This is a genomic window from Amphibacillus jilinensis Y1, assembly GCF_000306965.1.
GTDB classification, from domain to species: domain Bacteria; phylum Bacillota; class Bacilli; order Bacillales; family Amphibacillaceae; genus Amphibacillus_C; species Amphibacillus_C jilinensis.
The window spans coordinates 815,107-836,803 of sequence record NZ_JH976434.1; the positions used below are offsets into that span (position 1 = coordinate 815,107).

At 36.3% G+C, this 21,697-nt stretch carries 20 protein-coding genes; 4 read left to right on the top strand and 16 right to left on the bottom strand.

What is annotated here, in order from left to right:
• Positions 1–3: 3 nt before the first annotated feature.
• The 15 genes from arfA to araD form a co-directional block, all read right to left on the bottom strand.
• The gene (arfA, locus tag B494_RS0104355) at positions 4–1,509 is read right to left on the bottom strand and encodes an arabinosylfuranosidase ArfA (protein WP_017471151.1); all 1,506 of its coding nucleotides are present in this window, start codon (positions 1,507–1,509) and stop codon (positions 4–6) included.
• A gap of 205 nt (positions 1,510–1,714) precedes the next feature.
• Positions 1,715–2,134 (bottom strand): hypothetical protein, encoded by a 420-nt coding sequence (locus B494_RS0104360; protein WP_017471152.1) that lies wholly within the window; start codon positions 2,132–2,134, stop codon positions 1,715–1,717.
• A 20-nt stretch (positions 2,135–2,154) separates the two neighbouring features.
• Entirely contained in the window at positions 2,155–3,000 is an 846-nt protein-coding gene (locus tag B494_RS0104365) for a carbohydrate ABC transporter permease (protein ID WP_017471153.1), read from the bottom strand.
• 25 nt (positions 3,001–3,025) lie between these two features.
• The gene (locus B494_RS0104370) at positions 3,026–3,901 is read right to left on the bottom strand and encodes a carbohydrate ABC transporter permease (RefSeq protein ID WP_017471154.1); all 876 of its coding nucleotides are present in this window, start codon (positions 3,899–3,901) and stop codon (positions 3,026–3,028) included.
• A 74-nt stretch (positions 3,902–3,975) separates the two neighbouring features.
• Positions 3,976–5,259 (bottom strand): extracellular solute-binding protein, encoded by a 1,284-nt coding sequence (locus B494_RS0104375; protein ID WP_017471155.1) that lies wholly within the window; start codon positions 5,257–5,259, stop codon positions 3,976–3,978.
• Positions 5,260–6,228: 969 nt separating this feature from the next.
• The gene (locus B494_RS0104380; RefSeq protein ID WP_017471156.1) at positions 6,229–6,870 is read right to left on the bottom strand and encodes a YesL family protein; all 642 of its coding nucleotides are present in this window, start codon (positions 6,868–6,870) and stop codon (positions 6,229–6,231) included.
• Positions 6,871–6,903: 33 nt separating this feature from the next.
• Positions 6,904–7,743: a carbohydrate ABC transporter permease gene (locus B494_RS0104385; RefSeq protein WP_017471157.1), complete on the bottom strand. Its 840-nt coding sequence runs from the start codon at positions 7,741–7,743 to the stop codon at positions 6,904–6,906.
• Positions 7,743–8,672 carry a carbohydrate ABC transporter permease gene (locus tag B494_RS0104390; RefSeq protein ID WP_017471158.1) on the bottom strand — a complete coding sequence of 310 codons (930 nt, stop codon included), beginning with the start codon at positions 8,670–8,672 and terminating at the stop codon, positions 7,743–7,745. Before B494_RS0104390 ends, B494_RS0104385 begins: the two co-directional genes overlap by 1 nt.
• 63 nt (positions 8,673–8,735) lie before the next feature.
• A complete protein-coding gene (locus tag B494_RS0104395) occupies positions 8,736–10,070 on the bottom strand; it encodes an ABC transporter substrate-binding protein (RefSeq protein ID WP_017471159.1) in 1,335 nt (444 codons plus the stop codon).
• A 390-nt stretch (positions 10,071–10,460) separates the two neighbouring features.
• Complete coding sequence (locus tag B494_RS0104400) at positions 10,461–11,579, bottom strand: GntR family transcriptional regulator (protein ID WP_017471160.1); 1,119 nt, start codon at positions 11,577–11,579, stop codon at positions 10,461–10,463.
• 220 nt (positions 11,580–11,799) lie between these two features.
• Positions 11,800–12,963, bottom strand: a complete 1,164-nt coding sequence (gene mmsB, locus B494_RS0104405; RefSeq protein WP_017471161.1) for a multiple monosaccharide ABC transporter permease — start codon at positions 12,961–12,963, stop codon at positions 11,800–11,802.
• The gene (gene mmsA / locus B494_RS0104410; protein WP_017471162.1) at positions 12,960–14,501 is read right to left on the bottom strand and encodes a multiple monosaccharide ABC transporter ATP-binding protein; all 1,542 of its coding nucleotides are present in this window, start codon (positions 14,499–14,501) and stop codon (positions 12,960–12,962) included. The genes mmsB and mmsA overlap by 4 nt, the downstream gene beginning before the upstream one ends.
• Before the next feature lie 66 nt (positions 14,502–14,567).
• Complete coding sequence (gene chvE, locus B494_RS0104415) at positions 14,568–15,632, bottom strand: multiple monosaccharide ABC transporter substrate-binding protein (protein WP_017471163.1); 1,065 nt, start codon at positions 15,630–15,632, stop codon at positions 14,568–14,570.
• Between the two features lie 240 nt (positions 15,633–15,872).
• A complete protein-coding gene (gene araA, locus B494_RS0104420; protein ID WP_017471164.1) occupies positions 15,873–17,366 on the bottom strand; it encodes an L-arabinose isomerase in 1,494 nt (497 codons plus the stop codon).
• A 42-nt stretch (positions 17,367–17,408) separates the two neighbouring features.
• Positions 17,409–18,095: an L-ribulose-5-phosphate 4-epimerase gene (gene araD, locus B494_RS0104425; protein ID WP_026065147.1), complete on the bottom strand. Its 687-nt coding sequence runs from the start codon at positions 18,093–18,095 to the stop codon at positions 17,409–17,411.
• A 700-nt stretch (positions 18,096–18,795) separates the two neighbouring features.
• Between araD and B494_RS20945 the strand changes: the two genes are divergently transcribed.
• The 3 genes from B494_RS20945 to B494_RS0104440 are packed head-to-tail and all read left to right on the top strand — an operon-like array spanning position 18,796 to position 19,768.
• Positions 18,796–18,969 carry a hypothetical protein gene (locus B494_RS20945; protein ID WP_017471166.1) on the top strand — a complete coding sequence of 58 codons (174 nt, stop codon included), beginning with the start codon at positions 18,796–18,798 and terminating at the stop codon, positions 18,967–18,969.
• A complete protein-coding gene (locus tag B494_RS0104435; protein WP_033193469.1) occupies positions 18,966–19,163 on the top strand; it encodes a hypothetical protein in 198 nt (65 codons plus the stop codon). Before B494_RS20945 ends, B494_RS0104435 begins: the two co-directional genes overlap by 4 nt.
• A gap of 23 nt (positions 19,164–19,186) precedes the next feature.
• Positions 19,187–19,768: a hypothetical protein gene (locus B494_RS0104440; RefSeq protein WP_017471168.1), complete on the top strand. Its 582-nt coding sequence runs from the start codon at positions 19,187–19,189 to the stop codon at positions 19,766–19,768.
• 201 nt (positions 19,769–19,969) lie between these two features.
• Here the strand turns inward: B494_RS0104440 and B494_RS0104445 are convergent.
• Positions 19,970–21,102 (bottom strand): IS3 family transposase gene (locus B494_RS0104445; RefSeq protein WP_144032157.1). Its coding sequence is split into 2 segments (ribosomal slippage): positions 19,970–20,853 and positions 20,853–21,102, totalling 1,134 coding nucleotides; the frame shifts between segments, so codons are not numbered across the junction.
• Positions 21,103–21,221: 119 nt separating this feature from the next.
• Between B494_RS0104445 and B494_RS0104455 the strand changes: the two genes are divergently transcribed.
• Entirely contained in the window at positions 21,222–21,692 is a 471-nt protein-coding gene (locus tag B494_RS0104455) for a hypothetical protein (protein ID WP_017471171.1), read from the top strand.
• Positions 21,693–21,697 lie beyond the last annotated feature (5 nt).

Genomic DNA, 21,697 nt, shown 5'->3' on the forward strand with positions numbered 1-21,697 from the left:
TCTTCATTTCTTTAAACGAATAACATTCCACGACGTTTTAGCCAATTGTGCTGTTAAGAGACCATCACTTAAACATGTGTTTCTGTTTTGTTGTGGAGAGACTGCTTGATGATCTACTGTGTTAACCGCTTTCAAATCATCATGGGCAAGTTCAATATGTTCAATCAACTGATAGCCTTCAAAACTTCTTAAATCAATATCAATTGGCATGGTAGATTGCAAATGTTTATTAACTAGGAATATAGTCAGTTCTTCTTGTTCTTCGTTATACACAGCAGCTGAATCTACATAAGGGACATCTGTAAAGTCTTTACTATCATACTTCGGCGTCGTTAAGATAGGTTTCAGCGAAATCCCGCGACCATATACTGATGCATGCATATAAGGGTAGAAAATCGTTTGTTTCCATGCGCGCCCATTATTTTCAGTCATAATCGGTGCAATGACATTAACAAGCTGAGCCATTGCGGCCATTTTGACACGATCAGCATGTTGTAAAAAGGTAATCAACATACTCCCAACAAGCAATGCATCCTCAAAGTTATAATGATCTTCCAATTGCGGCGGCGCAATTGACCATGGTTCGATTTTCTTATCGGCATCATTAGAGTGGTACCAAACATTCCATTCATCGAAGCTTAACTGAATCGACTTCTTACTGCGGTGTTTAGCTTTAATGTAATCACACGTGGCGATAACGGTTTTAATAAAGTGATCCATATCTAAATTTTTAGCTAAATAGTTGGCCGGGTCATTAGAACGATTCCCATAATATTGGTGTAACGAAATAAAATCTACCTGTTCATAAGCGACATCAAGTGTGGTTGCTTCATATTCAGGGAAAGTCGGCATAGCCGTATTGGAGCTTCCGCAGGCGACTAATTCTATTGTAGGATCTACTAGTTTCATTGCTTTGCCTGTTTCTTGAGCAATACGTCCATATTCATAAGCTGTTTTATGCCCCACTTGCCAAGGGCCATCCATTTCGTTCCCTAAACACCATGTCTTAATACGATGTGGCTCTTGATAACCATGAGAACGGCGCAAATCACTCCAGTAAGTACCACCAGGATGATTAGTGTATTCAATCAGGTTACGGGCAGCATCAATACCTCGCGTTCCTAGATTAACTGCCATCATCACCTCAGCACCGACTTTTTTCGCCCAATCAGCGAACTCATTCGTACCGACTTGATTGGTTTCAATCGTGCGCCATGCCAATTCTAAACGTCGCGGTCGATCTTCCTTAGGTCCAATCCCGTCTTCCCAGTTATACGCCGATACCATATTACCACCAGGATAGCGAACAATCGGAACTTGTAGCTGCTTGACAAGTTCAATAACGTCTTTACGGAAGCCTTGTTCATCTGCTTCAACATGGTCAGGTTGATAAATCCCACCATAAACGGCACGACCTAAATGTTCTATAAATGAGCCATAAATGCGCTCATCTACTTTAGCAATTTGATAGTTTTTATCCAAAATGAGATTTGCTTTTAATTTATTCATACAATCTCCTCCCACAAAAATGATTTTTCGTTTTAGCTGCATTATGTACAGCTAACTGTCTATTAAACCAGTTAGCTTTTTACATGTTATCCCAACTTTTAAAATAGTAATTTTTTTCAAAAATAACGTATTTTCAAACTCGTCTGATTTATTTCTTCATCCATAGTCTCTCTAAAATTTTAACACCCTCACCATACAATGATTGTTAAGCTGTCTTATAACTCTTATTATTCATACGAATCGCTTTGTTTTTAGCAAAATAGAAAACAAAAGCTAACATATAAATTAAGAAGCCAACCACATCCATACTTGCTAATTGGATAACTGCCCAGAGCGCTAACCAAATCATTGTTCGCTTTTGAATTTGGTTATCTTTTAGGTGAACGCCCACTAGAAAGTTTATAATCGCCATCACGAACATAAATAAACCAAACGCTAAAATGACGCGGGAAACATTCCCCATCAATGACGTACCTACTATGGCTAAATCAGCATTAGAACCTTCTAACGCTTGGACACCAGCATCATTAAACCACCGATAGTAACCGAACAATGTCATCAGAGCTGTGAATAGGTTCCATATTGCACCTGTCATCACTAATTTTCGTTCGAGACTTCTTTTCATTGCAATCACCATACCTTTTATTAGCCTTTAATACCCGCATTTAAGTTAATAGCTGAAACAAAATATTTCTGTGCAAATAAGAATAGTAACAAGGTTGGAATAATAGCTAATATCGCAGATCCCATCAGTTGTCCAACCATTTGGTAATTACCATAAATATCTTGTAGTAATAACAAACCAGCCGTGACAGGCATTTTTTGAACATCTGTATAAACAATGACTGGCCACAAGAAATCATTCCAAGATCCGATAAAAGAGAATAAACCACCTACAATTAAGACAGGTTTGATCAATGGCAGGACAATTCTAAAAAAGATTGTAAAGTCACTAGCGCCATCAACTCGGGCTGATTCATCCAACTCCTTGGGTACACCTTTCATAAATTGCCTAACAAGAAAGATGTTCCCCATCCCAGCTAAGCCAGGAACAATCATTGCCCACGGCGTATTTACCCAACCTAAAATATCAACAATACGATAGAGTGGAATAATATTTACGACGTTAGGAAAGAAAGAAATACCAAGCAAAGTAAAGAACAAAACATCTCTTCCTTTAAAACGCATTCTAGAATATCCATATCCCGTAATCGAAATCACCACGACCACAAGTAAAGTATGTGTGATTGAAATAAAAAGCGAGTTACCGATCCATCTTAAGATCGGTGCTGAAGACGTATTTTCTAAAATTGACATATAGTTATCAACAATCCAGCTTATAGGTAGCAAACGGAATCCTTCATTTACAACTTCAGATTGGGAACGAAATGATGTAGTAAAACCAAATATCATCGGTACAACCCAAATTAAACATACTGTAATGAGAAACAAATAAGCTAAATACTTAGATACATTATATTTTTTATTCATTAGTTATCCCACCTTTCCTTATGATTTACGCTGAATTACGGTTCATCACATAATATTGTGCTGCCGAAATAATTAAAATAACCATTCCCAGTAATACAGCCATCGCTGATGCCATTCCAGCAATAGACTGGCCAGAACCAAAGGCCAAATCACGGATATACATCATTAATACTGTTGTGCTTTCACGAGGACCCCCATCAGTCATCATTAAAGGTTGACCAAATACGTTAAATGCCCCCGCAGTGGTCATCACGACTGTATAAATAAGCGGAAACCTAATTGAAGGAAGTGTGACACTAATAAATTTCCTAATTGGACCAGCTCCATCAATCTCTGCTGATTCATATAAATCTTGAGATACGTTACTAATGGAAGCACGATAAATAATCATATTACCACCAATACCACCCCATACGGTCATGATAAATATCGTCATCCAAGCATAAGGTTGTGTTGCCGTCCAAACCGTATCTGCACCAAAAAAGTTATTCATCATCCCTAATTGACTATTGAAAATCAATGACCATATTAAGGCTGCAGCTGAAATCGAAATAAGGCCTGGAATATAAATAATAGATTGAAAAAAGTTTTTAAATTTTACTTTTTTATGTTCAATTGCCGATGCAATAACTAACGGTATAGCCACCATAAGTGGGACACTTACACCAACAAAAATCAGCGTATTTTTCATGCCATTAAAGAATTCATGGTGAAAAGATGAGTCTTGATTGGTTAAAATCGTTCGATAATTGTCTAACCCTACCCAAGTTGGAGAAGTCATCAGATTCCAATTCGTAAAAGATGCATATACACCATAAATTGAAGGGATTAATATGAAGACTACGAATAAAATGATATGTGGACCTATAAAAAACCAATGTGAAAATTTACTTTTATCCATTACGGGTACCCTCCTTAGCTTCTTTATATCAGTAATACGCCAAAGTAAATTTGGCGTATTACTTTAGCAACTTATTATTCGTTTGTATCTACATCATCATCAAAGTCTTCAACAGCATCTGCTGCATCCTCTAATTCTGCATCACCTTCTGCAACACGGTCATTAACAAACCGTTGCATCTCATGCAATCCTTCATCTACATCCATTTCACCGTGAACAATATCTGCAATATAGTTATCAATAGCTTCCGCTACATATGGATAATGCTCATACGTGTAAATATATAATGAATCTTCATGTCTTTCATCTTGAGTATAAAAGGACTGCATAAATTGATCATACTCTGGATCTTCTACAACTTCACGACTGGCTACAATTTGCCCTGCTTCTGCCCATTCAATTGAATGCTCTCGAATATATTCCAGAAATTCGCCGATGCCTTCCTCTTTTTCAGGTGTTCTCTCTTCACTTCTCAACATTGAGAACAAGTGCGCCGAAGAACGGTTATGGAAGACTTCAGCAGAATGTGAATACGTATTCGTCACACCGAAGTTCAAACTTTCAACTTGTTCATGCGCTAGTCGACTCCAAGTGCCATCCGTTGAGAATAATACATTACCAGATTGAAACATCAAATAACCATCTTCACCGTACGGCGTCATCAGACCTGCTTTATTAATTTCACGCAAATAACGAATAACTTCTCTCATTTCATCAGTATCGACAGTTGGTTCACCATCTGCTCCTTCAATATCACCGCCGACATTTTGTAATTGTGCTAATGCTACCCAACCTAACAATGCATCGTTCACCACATAATGACCCTCTTCTAATTGACCTTCAAGTTCTAACATTTCATCAAAGGTCACAACATCATCATCTAGCCAATCCATAACATCATATTGCTCTAATAAGTCAATATTGTAATACATTGCGCTACCGTGAATATCTAGGGGAATGGTATATTGGACATCATCGATAATACCGGCTGTCCATGCTTCTGGTAAATAGTTATCTTCATTTAATTCCGGTTGTTGCGAAATAATATCATCCATTGGCACTAACAAATCATTGTTAACAAAACTAGGTACACGATCAGCATGAATCAGCGTTAAATCGGGAATACCACTACCTGACTGTAATACGGTGTAAATCTGTGTATACAAGTCAGATGTGATCACATGATTGACTGGATGTTCTGGATCCGTATCATTATAGTCTTCAACTAATTGATCCATATAGGCACCGTCTTCTCCTGTTAATGGTGTCCAAAATTCAATGACATTCTCATTTCCTCCACATCCTGTTAACAATAATGTCGTTACTGCTACTATTAGAAAAGCCAATCGTTTCTTCATGATAACTCCCCCACTTTCATAATATTAAGTTCAGCAATACATATACATTCTATCCTTCAATAATATGGTTGCGTTTGCAGAACGGTTATGAACAAAGGAATTAAAGACTTGTTAAATCACAACCACATAACCGTAAAATCATACGTATATGTTTACGCTTTCATTATATCCGTATTTGTATGGTATTTCAATTGTTTTTTTACTAAAAAACACATATTCTTACTACAATCGTTAAACAAAGTGTCAATAACTTTGTTTTAACAAGTTTTTTATTAGATTAACTCGATCGTACAACTATTTAAAAATATCGGTTTTTCACCTATTACAACATACCCAGCGTAATCATTCCTTGTAAAAACAACGCCCCCACACTACCTTTCCATCCCCAACCACGATTTACCTTACCTGTAATTAAACCATGATCAAGATCGAGCTTGAATGTGATTAGCCTTTGATTTATTAAAAAAAAGAGTAGACGCACTTTGATTGGTTACAACTCTAGTAAATGCAATATCATATTTTCCATCTCTTTTTATAAGTGTTTTATCATGTATCTAAAAATAATCGCAACAACAGAGTCATTACGATTATCGATGTTTATTTATTCGGTTTTGCAGTAGAATAACGCACGATAAGTTCTGGATTAAAAACAATTGACTCTTTCGTTTCTTTATTGTTAATAGATATATTCAAATATTCATTAATAACTCTCTAATCATTTCACCATATAAAATCTCCCTTACTCATTTTCTATTAATAAGTAAAGGAGATTTCCCTAGTATATTTATAGTTGCTTCTACTAAAATTTCTTGATCAAAGAGCAGCACATGTGAGAACAACGAATCTTATAAGATATTCTTCTTTAATGCGTATAGAATTAAAGAATCATTGATTAAAATATAAACAAGCAATAACTTATTGATAAGTTACCAACTTTAGCATCTACGCACTACTTTATTGCGTTGCACCTCAGTTATTATGAGATGCAACTAATAACTTGTCTATTTTCCTAAAGGCACTTAGCATGACCCACATGACTAAGGTCGAAGTTAAACCGATCGAAAAAAATACAATCAGGCTTGGAAATTCCAAAGATAAATACACAACTGCAGAAACAAAGATAATGATTGTCATGGTGTAATGGATTTTACCTATACCAAATATTAACGCATTCTTGATATGTTGCTTCCACGTTGCTTCATAGTGAATATATAATGGAAACAACCAAATAACCATAATAAGATATACAAAAGCAACAAAATAAAAGGCAAAAGGTATGAAGAAATACATTTCATTTTGTGCACTCTCAATCAATCTGAAATTAATATAAAGCACCATACCTATTGCCAGTACCGCCCATCCTGTTAAGTTGGCAAAAACAAATGCTTTTTTATACATGTCTTTAAACGTCTTCCATAACCATATATCTTTTTGTCCATTTGCCAGTATCAGTTTTCTTGATACACCTAATGCCGCGACAGTAGCCGGAAAGAAGCCAAATATAAACAATCCTGAAAACAAGAAAAGAAACCACATGAAATTAATCATTGTTAAATTTAATATCCATCTTGATATGAGATCTATAGCTGAAATTGCACGCCCATTTCTCACTTCCAAATCACCCTTATTCTGATAAATTACTTATTAACCTTTTACTCCACCAACCGTTAGCCCCGATACAAAATATTTTTGGAAGAAAATAAATAGTATGATTATCGGAAGGATTGTGATGACTGAACCAGAAATTAAAATGTCGTAATTATTACCATACGGTGTGAGTAAAGATGCAAGCCCTACAGGTAGCGTAAACATATCATTAGACCGAATAACAAGTAATGGCCATAAGAAGTTATTCCAACTGCTTAAGCCTTGTAATATGGCCATGGCTGCAAACGAAGGAAGCATAAGAGGCATCATAATCTTAAAGAAGATCCCATACTCCGTTGATCCATCAATCCTAGCCGCATCCATCAATTCCTTTGGAAGACCTAATGCATATTGTCTAAAAAAGAAAACAGCAATCGGTGCAACAATCAAAGGTAACATAATACCAAAGTACGTATTGATCAAATTTAAATCAATAAATAATTGATAAAGTGGCAACATCAAAATTTCAAACGGAATCATTAATATAAGTAAAACCAACAAAAAGACAAAATTACGCCCTTTAAAGTTATAAACGGCCATGGCATAGCCAACCATTGATGAAAAAAATAAAGATAAAACAATGGTTACAGTAGTGATAATTAGACTGTTGCCATACCACTGCCAGTAGTCGCCGGCTTCCCTGAAAATATACAAATAGTTGTTTAAGCTTAAATTAGACCAATCGATCGTCAAGCTGATTCCATTTCTCATTAATTCAGAAGAAGGGCGAAATGATGAAATCAGTAAACTTAAGATTGGAAATAGTGCAACCAATGATATAACACAAAAGAAACAGTTAATGATCACCTTTATTAACATCGTTTTAGTATCTTTCATTATTCATCACCTCGTTTAAATGCACCTGTTAAGTTAAGCTGAATAATACTAATAACAAATATAATCAAGATAATAATAACTCCTAAAGCAGCACCGAATCCCATATCATTTCGCTGGACACCTTGTGTATACATATAACCGATCATAGATAGACCAATATTACCTGGAGAGTTTGTTTCCCAAAAGACATAACTCTCTTCAAACATTCTAAATCCATTTATAATTGAAATGGTTGTAACAAAAGTGATGATTGGCTTCAGATGAGGCACGGTGACATAAAAAAACTTTTGAAATACGTTCGCGCCATCAATGTCTGCTGACTCGTATAACTCCAAGGGGACATTTTGTAGTGCCGCCAAATAATACATAACATTTACGCCCATCCATCGCCAACTACTCAATATGACCATTAAAAACATAGCCGACCAAGATGTATATTGCCATTGAATGGGTTCTACTCCAAACCAACCGATGACTTGATTAGCAAACGATGACCCTGTTTCACCAAATAGCAATCTAAATACCGTACCCGCCACTATAATAGAAGCAAGCGATGGTATAAATAATGAAGCTCTGTAAAACGTCGAAAATTTAGCGAATTTAGAATTGAGCATAGCGGCCAAAAATATAGGAACAGTTACTAAAATGACACAGGTTAATATGACATATGTTGTTGTATTCTGGAATGCTTGATAAAATGTAGGATTTAATATCCTTCGATAATTACTTAATCCTACAAACTCCGTTTGACCCGGTAATATTCTTTGAAAACTCATAACAAACGCTTGTATAGTTGGATAAAATGTTAATAAAGTAAATGATATAATGAATGGGAAAATAAACACATAAGGTGCCACTTTTTTTGAGTTCAAAAAAGTTAAAAGTCTGTTAGGTCCTTTGTAGATATTACTCTTCATTTCTTGTCCCATTTACCCATCCTCCTCATTTATTTTTCAAGGGAGACAGCTTACAAGCTGTCTCCAAACTGTTTTTTAATCCATTATCGCTCTAATACTTTCAGCTGCTTGCTGCAAAGCTTCTTCCGGTGTTTGACTTTGTTGCCGTAAAACATTAAACATAATGTTAGAGTCTATCTCCTCTAATACATCTGGTGTATATGGTGACATGTGTACACCAACCACATCGTCTCTAATATCTAGCAAAATATCGAAAATATCGTCATGAAAATAACGATAAAAGTCATTATCTTCTCTTACTTCTTCTGAATCCCATACATCCCAACGTGGTGGATCAAAACCTAATTGTGTCCATAACGCTATGTTTCCTTCCTCTGTTAACTTGGCATATGCTAGAAAGTCTTTTGCAAGCTCTACGTCTTCTGCTTGATTGGTAACTGTAGTGCCTGTTCCTCCCATAGCAACTGATCTGGTATCTGATCCCGGCCATTCTGGCAGTGGACGCATTTCGATATTTCCATCTAAATCTTCCATATTGACCATAAATTCATTCATATAAAACGTGGGTGCAATCAGAGAAGCCTGCCCTCCATCATTCATAAAACCAAAAAATTCTTCTGAATGATAATGACCGCCAGGGGTTACATCAGCTATTTCATGTTCTATTACTAAATCTGTAACAAATTGCAGTGCCTCAATATTCTCTGCACTATCTAATGTCAAGTCGCCATTATCATCAAAAAAATCTGAACCAGACTGACGAACAAACGGCCAAATACCATACCAATTCTCAGCTATTGTAGTCATTGGTACACCTGTATTTTCCGTTACTTGTATTCCCGCTTCAACGTAGTCATCCCAAGTTATTATTTCATCAATATCAACACCCGCTTCTTCCATGATCGCGGTATTATAGTAAACAACAGTTGCCCCTAAATGCGTTGGCGCACCATAATATTGTCCTTCATGACTATACATGTCCAGCCGCTCTGTTATAAAATTATCTATCTCGGGTTCAATTAAGTCATTTAACGGCTCCAATTGGATTTCACCTTGTAAAAAATTTGGAAACCTAGCAATTTCTATATCTACCATATCTGGTGCCCCTTGGCCTGATTGTAAAGCTAACGTTAAATTATTGTGCATTTGATCAAAAGGATAAGTCTCTGCAGTGAACTGAATTGGATTGTCTGGAAACTCTTCATTCCATCTTATAGCAGCATCTTCAAAGAAATCTGCGTGCGTTCCTGCAAAAGTCCAAAATGTTAATTCAGAAGCCCCTTCTATGTTGTCACCAACTGTTACGACCTCCTCAGCTTCTTCTCCGCTCTCCGTTGCTCCATTACCGCCACAAGCAATCAATACGATGGTCAACAGTAAAAAAACAAAACTGAAATATATTTTCTTCATAGTCTTCCCTCCTTAAGATATTACGCACATATGAAAGGTATAAAAAAACAATTATTTGTGCGTACATATTATAAAAAATATTATACAATACTTTGTATGCAGTTTTGACGTTGTGAATTTCATCATAAAAAAGCTGTTCAAATATGGATTTCAAAATGAAATCCAATACACTCAATCTTGATCGCACAACTTTAATAAACACTTTCGTTAACGTTGGATATTGCATTTAATCAATGGGATGTGAACGACTTGTTAAATATATGCATTGTCCTACTAAAACATTCGTTTTATGATGACACTTTTTCATTCAACTTTTCTTCTCTCTTTAAAATGGATTAACTTAGCTCACAAAAAAACCGTAACAACAAGATGTTATCACAGTTTCATTGATCACTTATTTAATTTGGCTGTAGATTGACGAATAACCAGTTCTTGTTCGAACACATATGAATTTATTGTTTCCTTCATTTTCTGGCGATTACTATTTTTATCTCTCACTAACTCTAAAATCAATTCAGCAGCCTTTTTACCTAACTCACTTTGCGGGTGTTTAATCGTTGTCAACTTCACCTCGGATACTTCGGCTAAAAAGGAATCGTCAAATCCTACAATTGATATGTCTTTAGGAATTTGCAATTCCCTTTTACGTAATACATCCAATAATGTAATTGCCAATTCGTCGTTATAGCATACTAAGCCGGTTGGACGTTCTTTCTCAGGTAAAGCTAATAATTTTTCTAATTCTTCAATGGGTTTATGGTATTTATCTTCTGTGCGATACGTCACAATATTATTTGGATTAATCGGCAAACTATGTTTACGGTGGGCTTTCAAATACCCTTTCATCCGCTTCGCCCCTTGTCCGTCATCATTTTTAAAGAAGCCGACTATATTCTCATGACCTAGCTCAATGAGGTGTTCTGTTTGTTTCAATCCACCTAATTCATCATTAACGGTAATGCTTAGCGGCTCTAACTCATCATAATAAGCATTAATCATAATATAAGGAATATTTTGGCGCTCAAGATTTAAATAGTAGTTAATATTAGGATTACTTATCGCACTCTTGGTCGGTTCAACGATTACACCGTCAAAATGCTGAGTTAAGATCTTCTCTAAAAAGCGCCGCTCGTTTTCATGATCATTATTCGTACTAAACAAACTTACATGATAGCCATTTTGGCTTAAGTATGACTCAGCCCCTCTGATAATAGAAGGAAAAATGTAATCAGAGATATATGTGGTTATAATCGCGATATTTTTTTGATTCTGAGGTACTTGTCCGTTCTCCTCTTTTGATCGATCTGCACAAAAAGTGCCCGCCCCTTGTTCACGATAAAGCCAACCTTGATTGACTAACTCCCCAATTGCTAACCGAACGGTATGTCGACTGACATTAAATTGTTTCATTAACTCGCTTTCCGAGCTGATCTTTTGATGGGGTTGAAAAGTCCCATCTAATATTTTTGACTTAATTGCTTGTTTGACGATACTGTATTTTGTCTGCATAAGTTACACCTCACTCACTAAATCTTATTATAACTCATCATATCATTTATTATATGTATTTAAAATAAGATTTTGTTATTCCAAGGTCGATGCTTCATATATGTCGTTTAATCACTCTCGCATTAATTGATACGTATATGTTAATTCATAAAAATACCCCCTCCTCAATATAACAAGAAAACAATGTTAATCAAGTGGGGGATTGTCACCTTCATTTATTTTATGAAGATTTTTTCTTATTTAAGATATCAAAAGCAACTGCTCCCAACAATACTAACCCTTTAATCGCTTGTTGCCAGTCAATTCCTACACCAAGAAGGGACATACCGTTATTTAACACACCCATTATTAATGAACCAATAACAGCACCTACCACTGTTCCAATACCACCAGTAAGTGAAGCACCTCCAATTACAGCTGCGGCAATGGCATCTAATTCAAATAAATTCCCCGCTTGTGGTGTTGCTGCATTTAGTCGACCAGCAAAAACAAGGCCTGCCAACGCAGCCAGCACACCCATATTCACATAAACCCAAAATTTAACTTTCTTCGCTTTTACACCGGATAACAAGGCAGCTCTTTCATTTCCACCCACTGCATAAATATGTCTACCACCAATTGTTCTGTTCATATAAAACGTATAGCTAGCAACTAAGGTAAGTAGAATCAATAAAATATACGGAATACCAGCATAAGCAGCTAATCTATAAGCAAAAAAACCAATGATAATCACAACACTTACTACTTTAGTTACAAAAAGAGTAGGAGATGACACGACTTGATTGTATTTTTTCATATTCTTTCTAAATTTAACTTGCATCACGACATATAGGATACAAGCTATTACACCAATAATTATTGTAAGAAGATGAAGAGAATCTCCCGAAAACCAATCATTCATGAAACTTGAACTGATGGTTCTAAACTGTGTTGGAAAAGGAGCTAAGGTTCGCCCGCCAAGTACGACCATGGTTAGACCTCTAAATAGTAGCATCCCAGCCAAGGTCACGATGAAAGCCGGAACTTTGATAAAAGCAACCCAGAATCCTTGCCAAGCACCTATTAAAGCACCGATCATTAGTGAAAGTAAAACAGCTAATACGACAGGCATATTCATGCTAACCATAAAGGTGGCGGAGATTGCGCCAATAAATGCAGCCACTGATCCTACTGAAAGATCTATTTCACCAGTTATGATGACAAGTACCATACCTATCGCTAGAATAATAATATAACTATTTTGCATAATTATATTTGTTATGTTTAATGGGGTTAACAATATCCCCCCCGTTAATACTTGAAAAATGATTACAATACCAACCAAAGCAATGATCATTCCAAATTTTCTTATGTTCTGTGTAATTAAATTCTTGATTTCGTTCATTTAACTTCACTCCTATTATCACGTGTCATATACGTCATCAGTTTCTCTTGGTTAGCTTCTGCTTTAAGAAATTCCCCTGTCATACAACCATTAGATAATGTATATATTCGATCACATGTCCCTAAAAGCTCAGGTAGTTCTGAAGAAATAACAATAATGCATTTTCCGTTTTCAGCTAATTTGTTCATTATTTTGTAAATTTCATTTTTAGCACCCACGTCTATTCCACGAGTAGGCTCATCTAATATAAGAATATCTGGGTCCGTATATATCCATTTGCCTAAGACAACTTTTTGTTGATTTCCACCGCTCAAATTTATGACTTTCTGATTAACATGAGGCGCTTTTATATTTAATTTAACTTTAAGCTCCTCCACCACTTCAGATTCTTTATATTCATCAATGGCTATTTTTTTTAATAATTTACTTAAACCTGATAGAGTCATATTCTTTTTAATGCTATCCTCCAAAATTAATCCATATTCTTTGCGATCTTCAGACACATAGGCCATGCCATGTCTAATGGCTTCATCAACATCTTTGATTGAAATCTCATGCCCGTTCTTCTTTAGTTTTCCGGTCAAAAATTTCCCGTACATGCGCCCAAAGATACTCATCATTAATTCCGTTCGTCCAGCTCCCATTAATCCAGCAATTCCAAGTATTTCACCTTTCCGAACGTTAAAATTCACTTTATTTGCTACTAACCGGTTTGGAATTTGCGGATGAGCCACCGTCCAGTCTACAACCTCTAACATAACATCCCCAATGTTTACATTACGATCTGGATAAAGGTTATCTAAACTTCTTCCTACCATCCCTCTAATGATTCTGTCCTCGGTTACATTTCCATCTTTTGCTGATATGGTCTCAATCGTTTTCCCGTCTCTTAAAACGGTGATATGATCAGCTACCTTTAATACTTCTTTTAACTTATGTGAGATTAATACTGACGTTAACCCTTGCTTTTTAAATTCTACTAACAAATCTAGCAAATTTTCACTTTCTGTTTCATTTAGTGCCGCTGTTGGTTCATCGAGTATTAAAAGATTTACTTTTTTGGATAATGCCTTGGCTATTTCAACTAACTGTTGTTGGCCAACACCAATATGTCGAATCAAATCACTGCTTTCCACCCGCAAACCAACTTGTTGTATAAGTTGATTTGTTTCAATTGTTGTTTTTCCCCAATCAATGATTCCTTTTTCTGTTTGCTCATTACCTAAATATACGTTTTCTGCCACAGACAAATCCGGTATTAGTGCAAGTTCTTGATGGATAATGACAATTCCTTTTGCTTCACTTTCATTAATATCTTTAAATTCACATCGTTGATTTCTAAAATGAATGTCACCGCTGTATGAACCGAATGGGTGAATACCACTTAATACTTTCATTAAAGTTGATTTACCAGCGCCATTCTCACCTACTAGCGCATGAATTTCACCTTCCTCTACTTTGAAATTCACATCGTCTAATGCTTTGACACCAGGAAACGCCTTTGTAATATTCTTCATCTCTAATATCACATCACCCAAATCTAACACCTCTTTCAATAAGAGGTAAATAACACTAAGCTATTTACCTCTTAATAAATTTATCGATTAATGAATTTCATCCTCATCATAGTAACCCGATTCAATCAATACTTCTTCGTAGTTATCAATATCCACGGATACAGGCTCTATTAAATACGACGGAACTATCTTTTCGTTATTATCATATGTCTCTGTATCATTCACTTCTGGTTCTTCATTTTCAATTACAGCGCGAGCCATCTCAACAGCCTGTTCAGCTAGTAACCTTGTGTCTTTAAAAATCGTTTGCGTTTGTTCACCTTCAACGATCGATCGAATCGATGAACGTTCAGCATCTTGACCCGTTATAAGAGGTAAAGGACGTGAATCTGTACCGTAACCTACCGCCTTTAATGAAGAAACAATACCTAAGCTAATACCGTCAAACGGTGAATATACGACATCAATATCCTCGTCTGAATAATGTGCACTTAGCAAATTATCCATACGTTCTTGTGCTTCTGAACCACTCCAGCGTAAAGTAGCGCCTTGACTGAAATCCGTTTGCCCACTTCTAACTATCAATTTACCTTCATCAATATAGGGTTGGAGTACCGACATTGCACCATCCCAGAAAAAGTAAGCATTATTGTCATCGGGTGACCCAGCAAATAATTCTATATTATAAGAGTCTTCACTTTCATCCAAAGCTAACTGCTCCTCAATATATTCTCCTTGTAATACACCTACCTCGAAATTATCGAACGTTGCATAATAGCTAACATGTTCGTGATTCATAATCAGACGGTCATAAGCAATGACAGGTATACCTAAATTTTGCGCTTGGTCTAGCACATCAGTTAGTGCTTCGCCGTCAATTGAAGCAATAACAAGGATATCCACACCTTGTGTAATCATGTTTTCAATTTGGGATAGTTGATTTTCAACAACATCTTCTGCATACTGCAAGTTCGTCTCATAACCCAATTCTTCAAACATATCTACCATGTTGTTCCCATCATCAACCCATCTTTCTGAAGATTGTGTTGGCATGGCAATCCCAACTGTCTGCTTATCAGAACCTCCCCCCTCTGATTGACATGCTGCTGTAAATAGCAAACTCAATATAATCATTACAATTAGCTTCTTCACGATAAATCCTCCTTCACCCTTTATATTGAATACGTTTACATTATATGCTTGGTTATACGTACATTTTACTTAATTTATAAATTAATTTATAAAATCAACATTTACTTGTAATGAGCAAATATGTGTTGGCTTTACTTTATACTAGTTACTTTTAATTTCTTCATTGACACCAGGTTTATTCGTTAAATTCCCATAGAAAAACCCGAGATCTCATTTGATCTCGGGCACCTCAAGTTAATGCTATTTTCTAAATGCTATTTCATTCCATCTTAATTCATTTTTAAATTGGCGTAAGTTCAAGTCTTTATCAATGACGACACACTCGATATCTACCATCTCGGCGAAATCAACAAGTTGCTCTGTTGACACTTCAAAAGATAAGACCGTATGATGCGCACCACCTGCATAAATCCAAGCTGTGGCAGATTCACTCAATGAAGGTTCAGGTTTCCACAATACTTTAGCTACCGGTAAATGTGGCGTGTCTATTTTCGGTTCTTCCGCCTTAATTTCGTTTATAATTAGGCGATAGCGACCGCCCAATTCAACAAGTGATACATTGATCGCTTCTCCAGCTTTGCCATCGAACACAAGACGAGCCGGATCCTCCTTACCACCAATTCCGAGTGGATTTACAACAATCTTAGGTTTTGTCGTTGTCGCCGAGACAGTAGGACAAATCTCTAACATATGCGATCCTAAAATCATTTCATTATCTGGTTCTAAATGATACGTATAATCTTCCATAAATGACGTTGCCTTATTATCTGAGATCACTTTCATTAATCGCGTAAGGGCTGCGGTGCGCCAATCTCCCTCACCAGCAAAACCATAACCTTGTGCCATCAACCTTTGAGCGGCTAGACCTGGCAACTGTTTCATCCCATGCAAATCTTCGAAGTTTGTCGTAAACGCATTATAGCTACCTTTACTTAAAAACGACTTTAATGCTAATTCAATCTTTGCTTGATAAAGGATTGCATCTCGAATCGGGCCATGTTCACTAGCCTGTTCAGGAAGGTGATAAAGTGATTGATACTCTTTATACAACTGTTCTAATGCTTCACTTGATACTTGATTTATTTCTTCAACCAAATCACCAATACCATAATAGTCGACGGTCCAGCCAAATTTAATTTGGGCTTCAATTTTGTCTCCATCTGTAACTGCAACATTCCGCATATTGTCACCAAATCGTGCCACACGGATACGCGTTCCTTCTTTAACACTAATGGCCGTTTTCATCCATGTTGCTAATTGATTAATCACATGTTGATTTTCCCAATGACCGACAATAACTTTCCGACCCAATCCTAGTCGTGTACCGATAAACCCATATTCTCGGTCACCGTGAGCCGCTTGATTCGTATTCATAAAATCCATATCTATCGTTTCCCATGGTACATCACGGTTAAACTGTGTATGCAAATGAAGTAACGGTGTTTGCAAAGCTTTTAAACCAGCAATCCATGATTTGGCTGGCGAAAAGGTATGCATCCATGTGATCACACCTGCACAATCTTCATCGGCATTTGCCTCCAATGCTAATCGGTGGATGCTATCAGCGGTGGTTACCACTTGTTTAAATTTAATTGGATACGGTAACACACCCGCTCCATTCAGCCCTTCAACAATCTTTTTAGAATTCGCTTCAACTTCTAATATGGTCTCTTCCCCATATAAAGGCTGACTCCCTGTAACAAACCAAAACTGGTAAGGTTTTATCTTTAACATATCCATTCCTCCAGACGTCGTTTATCTTTATATAAACAAAAATCATTGCCCATAATAGGCATTTTTACCATGCTTTCTTAAGTAATGTTTATCTAATAATGTTTGTTGCATATCCTGTGTATTTGGATTGATTTGATAGGTTCTTAATGCCATTTTGGCAACCGCTTCAAGAACCACTGCATTATGGACGGCTTCAGCCGGGTCTTTCCCCCAATTAAATGGGGCGTGGCTATGAACAAGTACACTTGGAACAGCATCAACATCGATTTGTTTAAATGTCTCAACAATTACATGTCCCGTTTCTAGCTCATAATCACCGTTAATCTCAGCTTCTGTCATCTTTCTTGTACACGGAATTTCTCCATAGAAATAGTCACCATGGGTTGTTCCAAGTGCAGGAATAGGTTTTCCTGCTTGCGCCCAACTTGTTGCCCACGGTGAGTGGGTATGAACGACCCCTCCAATATTAGGGAAAGACTTATACAAGACTAAGTGTGTGGGTGTATCAGAAGATGGATTTTTATTGCCTTCAACAATATGTCCGTCCAAATCTACAACAACAAGATCGTCAACCGACATCTCTTCATAAGGAACGCCACTCGGCTTAATTACGACTAATTGAGATTCTTTTTCGTAACCGCTTACATTACCCCACGTAAAAGTAACTAATTCGTGCTTTGGTAACGCTAAATTCGCTGCTAACACTTGTTCTTTTAATTTATCAAGCATATGATTCAATCAACACCTTCCCATTTGTTATTTCTTGTACGGATGTATCACTTCTTAATTTCATATTAATATAATTTGTACGTACAATCAATATTAATTTATATATTTTTTTATTTTTTCACAGCTTAAAAAAGCTTATTTTATAGATGTATAAGCTTATATTATTGTAATATGACTGTTTATTGTAATTAAAATATTAAAAAGTCCATACAAGTTAACCATTAATTCAAGTAGATAATGAATGATACTAAGCATTCCGTATAGAGAGAATTTATTTATTGACAAAATAGTGCGTGCGTTTATATGTGATGGTCCTAGACCTTTTGTCCCTCTGATGTTTTAATGAGTAAAACTTCCCTACTTTAGTCATATTCAAAAATTAACCATTAAACCTGTATAATGGAAGGGTGTGTTTAGCACAGTTAACCTCCCGTTTAACGGAAGCGAATGTCCTGATTCACTCGGGGCAACAGGATGTTGGTCACACAAGCGTTTTCGCAGGACGCGAAGACGTTAGCTTGTGTTCCTCAGTTGGTGGGGTGGGTAAGTTCATAGACTAAAACCGACACGTCCTGTGCCCACGTCTGCATGACCTCCGTCCTGTAGCCCTCCGCACACGAATTGAAGGTTTGTTTTATATCGAATAAATCACCTAATCAATCCATACACGCAAACTTAATCATAAAGGGGAGCATCTTACATGGGAAATTACAATGCGGATCGTGATGAATTAAGCCAACGTCTACAGGAATATGAGGATGTAGCAGAAGCGTGGAATGAAAGGCAAGCTCAGTTCTCAAGAAGCTATGGGGGAATATATGATAGGGTTAATATAGAAACGGACATGGAAAAAAATGCAGTTAAGAATTTTTGAATGGCATGGTGAGTGCAGATAAGAACGCAGCTGAGGGATTTGAGCAAGTAACGCAAGGTTTGTCCAATTTAAATGCGACAATGGATGCGTTTATTGAGGAGTTAGGGTCAGGTGGAGCGAATTTGGATAAATTGAATTTAACACGCCTACAAGAAGCTGTTTTTTCTGATGATGCTCTCTTTGCTAAATTTTAGCAAAGTTGGAGGCAGGAGTTCCCATGACATCTTCTGAACAAGAGCTATTGTATCAGTATTTGCAAAATCACTATTTAACAGATGAGAAAAGGGATCAAATTAACGCTCTTATTGTCATGTTAACAGAACAAAATGTAGATGAACTTCAATCTCATTTGAACTATAATGTCCTTGTTTCTGAAGAAACGTTAATTACTGAAATAGCTCTTATTGAAGCCTATTTGTATAGCGGGAAAGATAATAAAGCATTGGACATTAATCACATACAGTTAGTTAGATTAAAAAGCTATTTATCTATGTTAAATAAATATCAAGAAATTTTTGAAGGTCTAAATCTAGAATTTATAAACGAAGAGAAAATTTATTTGAAAGTAGATCAATTATCTTTTGAAAAAAAACATGGATATCTTCTACTAAAATCAAAATTATTGATGGATATATCTCCAGAAAGGATCAATATTACAAGAAAGCAATTTATTAATAGTAATAACTTATCGCTAACTTTAAACGAGTTAGAAATAAGTTATTATTACTCTAGTAACGCACTCTCTCAATACATCCTCAATGAAAAAGAAACATTAATTGGTATGTCAACACAAAACTGAACAAATTTTTAAAGGAACATGAACTTATTTGTGGCGCTCTAAATTCTACCACTCTCTTGGAAGCTGGTGCTTACATGTTGTCATTTGACTGTCGGTCTATGGGCAAGATTTCGCGCTAGGAAACCAGATACATCAAAAAATCCGGCTCAGTTACCAAGGCTATCCTGCCCGCCCCCTCCAAGTAAAGTGCACGTTTCTCTGCTAAAGAGTGCTTATCTCTACTTGGTGCTTGCGCTTATATTCGGTAGGCGTTAAATAATCTAAGGATCCATGAATTCTGATGTTATTAAACCAATTCACATAATCAAAAAGCTCCAGATTAAGCTCTTCCTGACTTGAGAAAACACTACCATATACAAATTCTGTTTTAATCGTTTTAAATGTTGCTTCAGCTACTGCATTGTCATAAGGTGTACCTTTGTTACTCAATGATCGGTCAATACCAAATGTTTCTAAAGCCTCATCAATAGGCTTATTCTTAAACTCACTCCCTCGATCGGTGTGGAACAATTCGAGACAATTTAAGTTGTACTTAACTGTCGCAAAGGCGTGTTGAACTAAAGCTGCGTCCTTATAAGGACCAGCACTGTGGCCGATAATTTCTCGATTATATAAATCTACCAATACACAAACATAATGCCATTTTTGTTGTACACGAACATATGTTAAATCACTCACAATAACCTTTAATGCTTCATCTTGATCAAATTCTCGATTCAATGTATTTCCAATTTTAGACGCATTGACAGTTGTTTTCTTTGGTTTAAATTGAGCAATGGTGTACTTGGAGACAAGCCCTTGTTCCTTCATGATTCGTCCAATACGGCGACGTGAAACTTGCCCGCCTTTCTTATGAATCTCCTTTTTGATCTTTCGCTGACCATATACACTTCGGTTCTTTTTAAAGATATCTATAATGAGTTCTGTTAATTCTTCTTCCTCTTGATCATCACGGATTTTAGCTTCGTAATAGTAAGTACTTCTTGGAAGTTGCAGGACGTCACACATTGCTGATACCGAGTATTTGTGACGGTTATTTCGAATCACATCTACTTTCGTCCCATGATCAGCGCGGCTTGCTTTAAAATATCATTCTCCATCGAAAGCTTTTGGTTTTCTTTACGAAGTCTAATTAACTCCTCCTGTTCCGGAGTTCTATTGTCTTTCTCTTCAAAAGATCCAGTTGTGTTATGTTGGCGAACCCACTTATCAAAGGCAGAAGGTGTTAGCTTGTAATCCTTGATAATCTCAGCTCTAGGTTTACCTGAAGCATGCAGTTGGACAATTTGTTCTTTAAATTCTTTGGAAAATGTTCTTCGTTCTCTTTTAGTCATAATTAAATCTCCTCCGACATTTATTGAATCAAGTTTATATGACCTTAACGAATCTGTCCAACTAAGTGTAACCTATCCAAATTGAATACGAGAATAATTATAACAATCGATTCATAGCTATGAAAATTAAAGAAATTCTTCCAAGTACAATTGTTGGTGTTGACAAGAGATTAAGTGCAGGTTATGAAACATTAAGTTCGGTAAATGATTATTATTCGGGGAAAGAAAAAATTAAAATAGAAGTTACAAAAAAGTCTGCAGAAATAGTAGCATCTACGCTCAATACTGAAATTATTGTTACACACGGTGAAGGATTGCATGGAAAAGCTTTGCACGTTAAGCTTGTACCAACAGATATGACGAATGAAATCATAAGTCGTTGGAAAGAACTAAATTCCTTAAATCCAGAGCTTCCTTACCCACAAGAAGAGGTGGTCAATAAAGACTGGCTAGAAGTTGGATTATTTTACAATAAAGAACTAATTGATTTAGATTTGACCATATCCGACTATATTCTAGGAGGTATTTTGCCAGAGGGTCAAACTGCAGAGGAACTAGTAGCAGGTGAATTATACCAATATGAGGAGTAAACGTA

Excerpts from the sequence above, each read along its gene's own strand:
- arfA (WP_017471151.1), bottom strand. The coding sequence starts at position 1,509 with ATGAATAAATTAAAAGCAAATCTCATTTTGGATAAAAACTATCAAATT.
- B494_RS0104360 (WP_017471152.1), bottom strand. The coding sequence starts at position 2,134 with ATGAAAAGAAGTCTCGAACGAAAATTAGTGATGACAGGTGCAATATGG.
- B494_RS0104365 (WP_017471153.1), bottom strand. The coding sequence starts at position 3,000 with ATGAATAAAAAATATAATGTATCTAAGTATTTAGCTTATTTGTTTCTC.
- B494_RS0104370 (WP_017471154.1), bottom strand. The coding sequence starts at position 3,901 with ATGGATAAAAGTAAATTTTCACATTGGTTTTTTATAGGTCCACATATC.
- B494_RS0104375 (WP_017471155.1), bottom strand. The coding sequence starts at position 5,259 with ATGAAGAAACGATTGGCTTTTCTAATAGTAGCAGTAACGACATTATTG.
- B494_RS0104385 (WP_017471157.1), bottom strand. The coding sequence starts at position 7,743 with ATGAAAGATACTAAAACGATGTTAATAAAGGTGATCATTAACTGTTTC.
- B494_RS0104390 (WP_017471158.1), bottom strand. The coding sequence starts at position 8,672 with ATGGGACAAGAAATGAAGAGTAATATCTACAAAGGACCTAACAGACTT.
- B494_RS0104395 (WP_017471159.1), bottom strand. The coding sequence starts at position 10,070 with ATGAAGAAAATATATTTCAGTTTTGTTTTTTTACTGTTGACCATCGTA.
- B494_RS0104400 (WP_017471160.1), bottom strand. The coding sequence starts at position 11,579 with ATGCAGACAAAATACAGTATCGTCAAACAAGCAATTAAGTCAAAAATA.
- mmsB (WP_017471161.1), bottom strand. The coding sequence starts at position 12,963 with ATGAACGAAATCAAGAATTTAATTACACAGAACATAAGAAAATTTGGA.
- araA (WP_017471164.1), bottom strand. The coding sequence starts at position 17,366 with ATGTTAAAGATAAAACCTTACCAGTTTTGGTTTGTTACAGGGAGTCAG.
- araD (WP_026065147.1), bottom strand. The coding sequence starts at position 18,095 with ATGCTTGATAAATTAAAAGAACAAGTGTTAGCAGCGAATTTAGCGTTA.
- B494_RS20945 (WP_017471166.1), top strand. The coding sequence starts at position 18,796 with ATGGGAAATTACAATGCGGATCGTGATGAATTAAGCCAACGTCTACAG.
- B494_RS0104440 (WP_017471168.1), top strand. The coding sequence starts at position 19,187 with ATGACATCTTCTGAACAAGAGCTATTGTATCAGTATTTGCAAAATCAC.
- B494_RS0104455 (WP_017471171.1), top strand. The coding sequence starts at position 21,222 with ATGAAAATTAAAGAAATTCTTCCAAGTACAATTGTTGGTGTTGACAAG.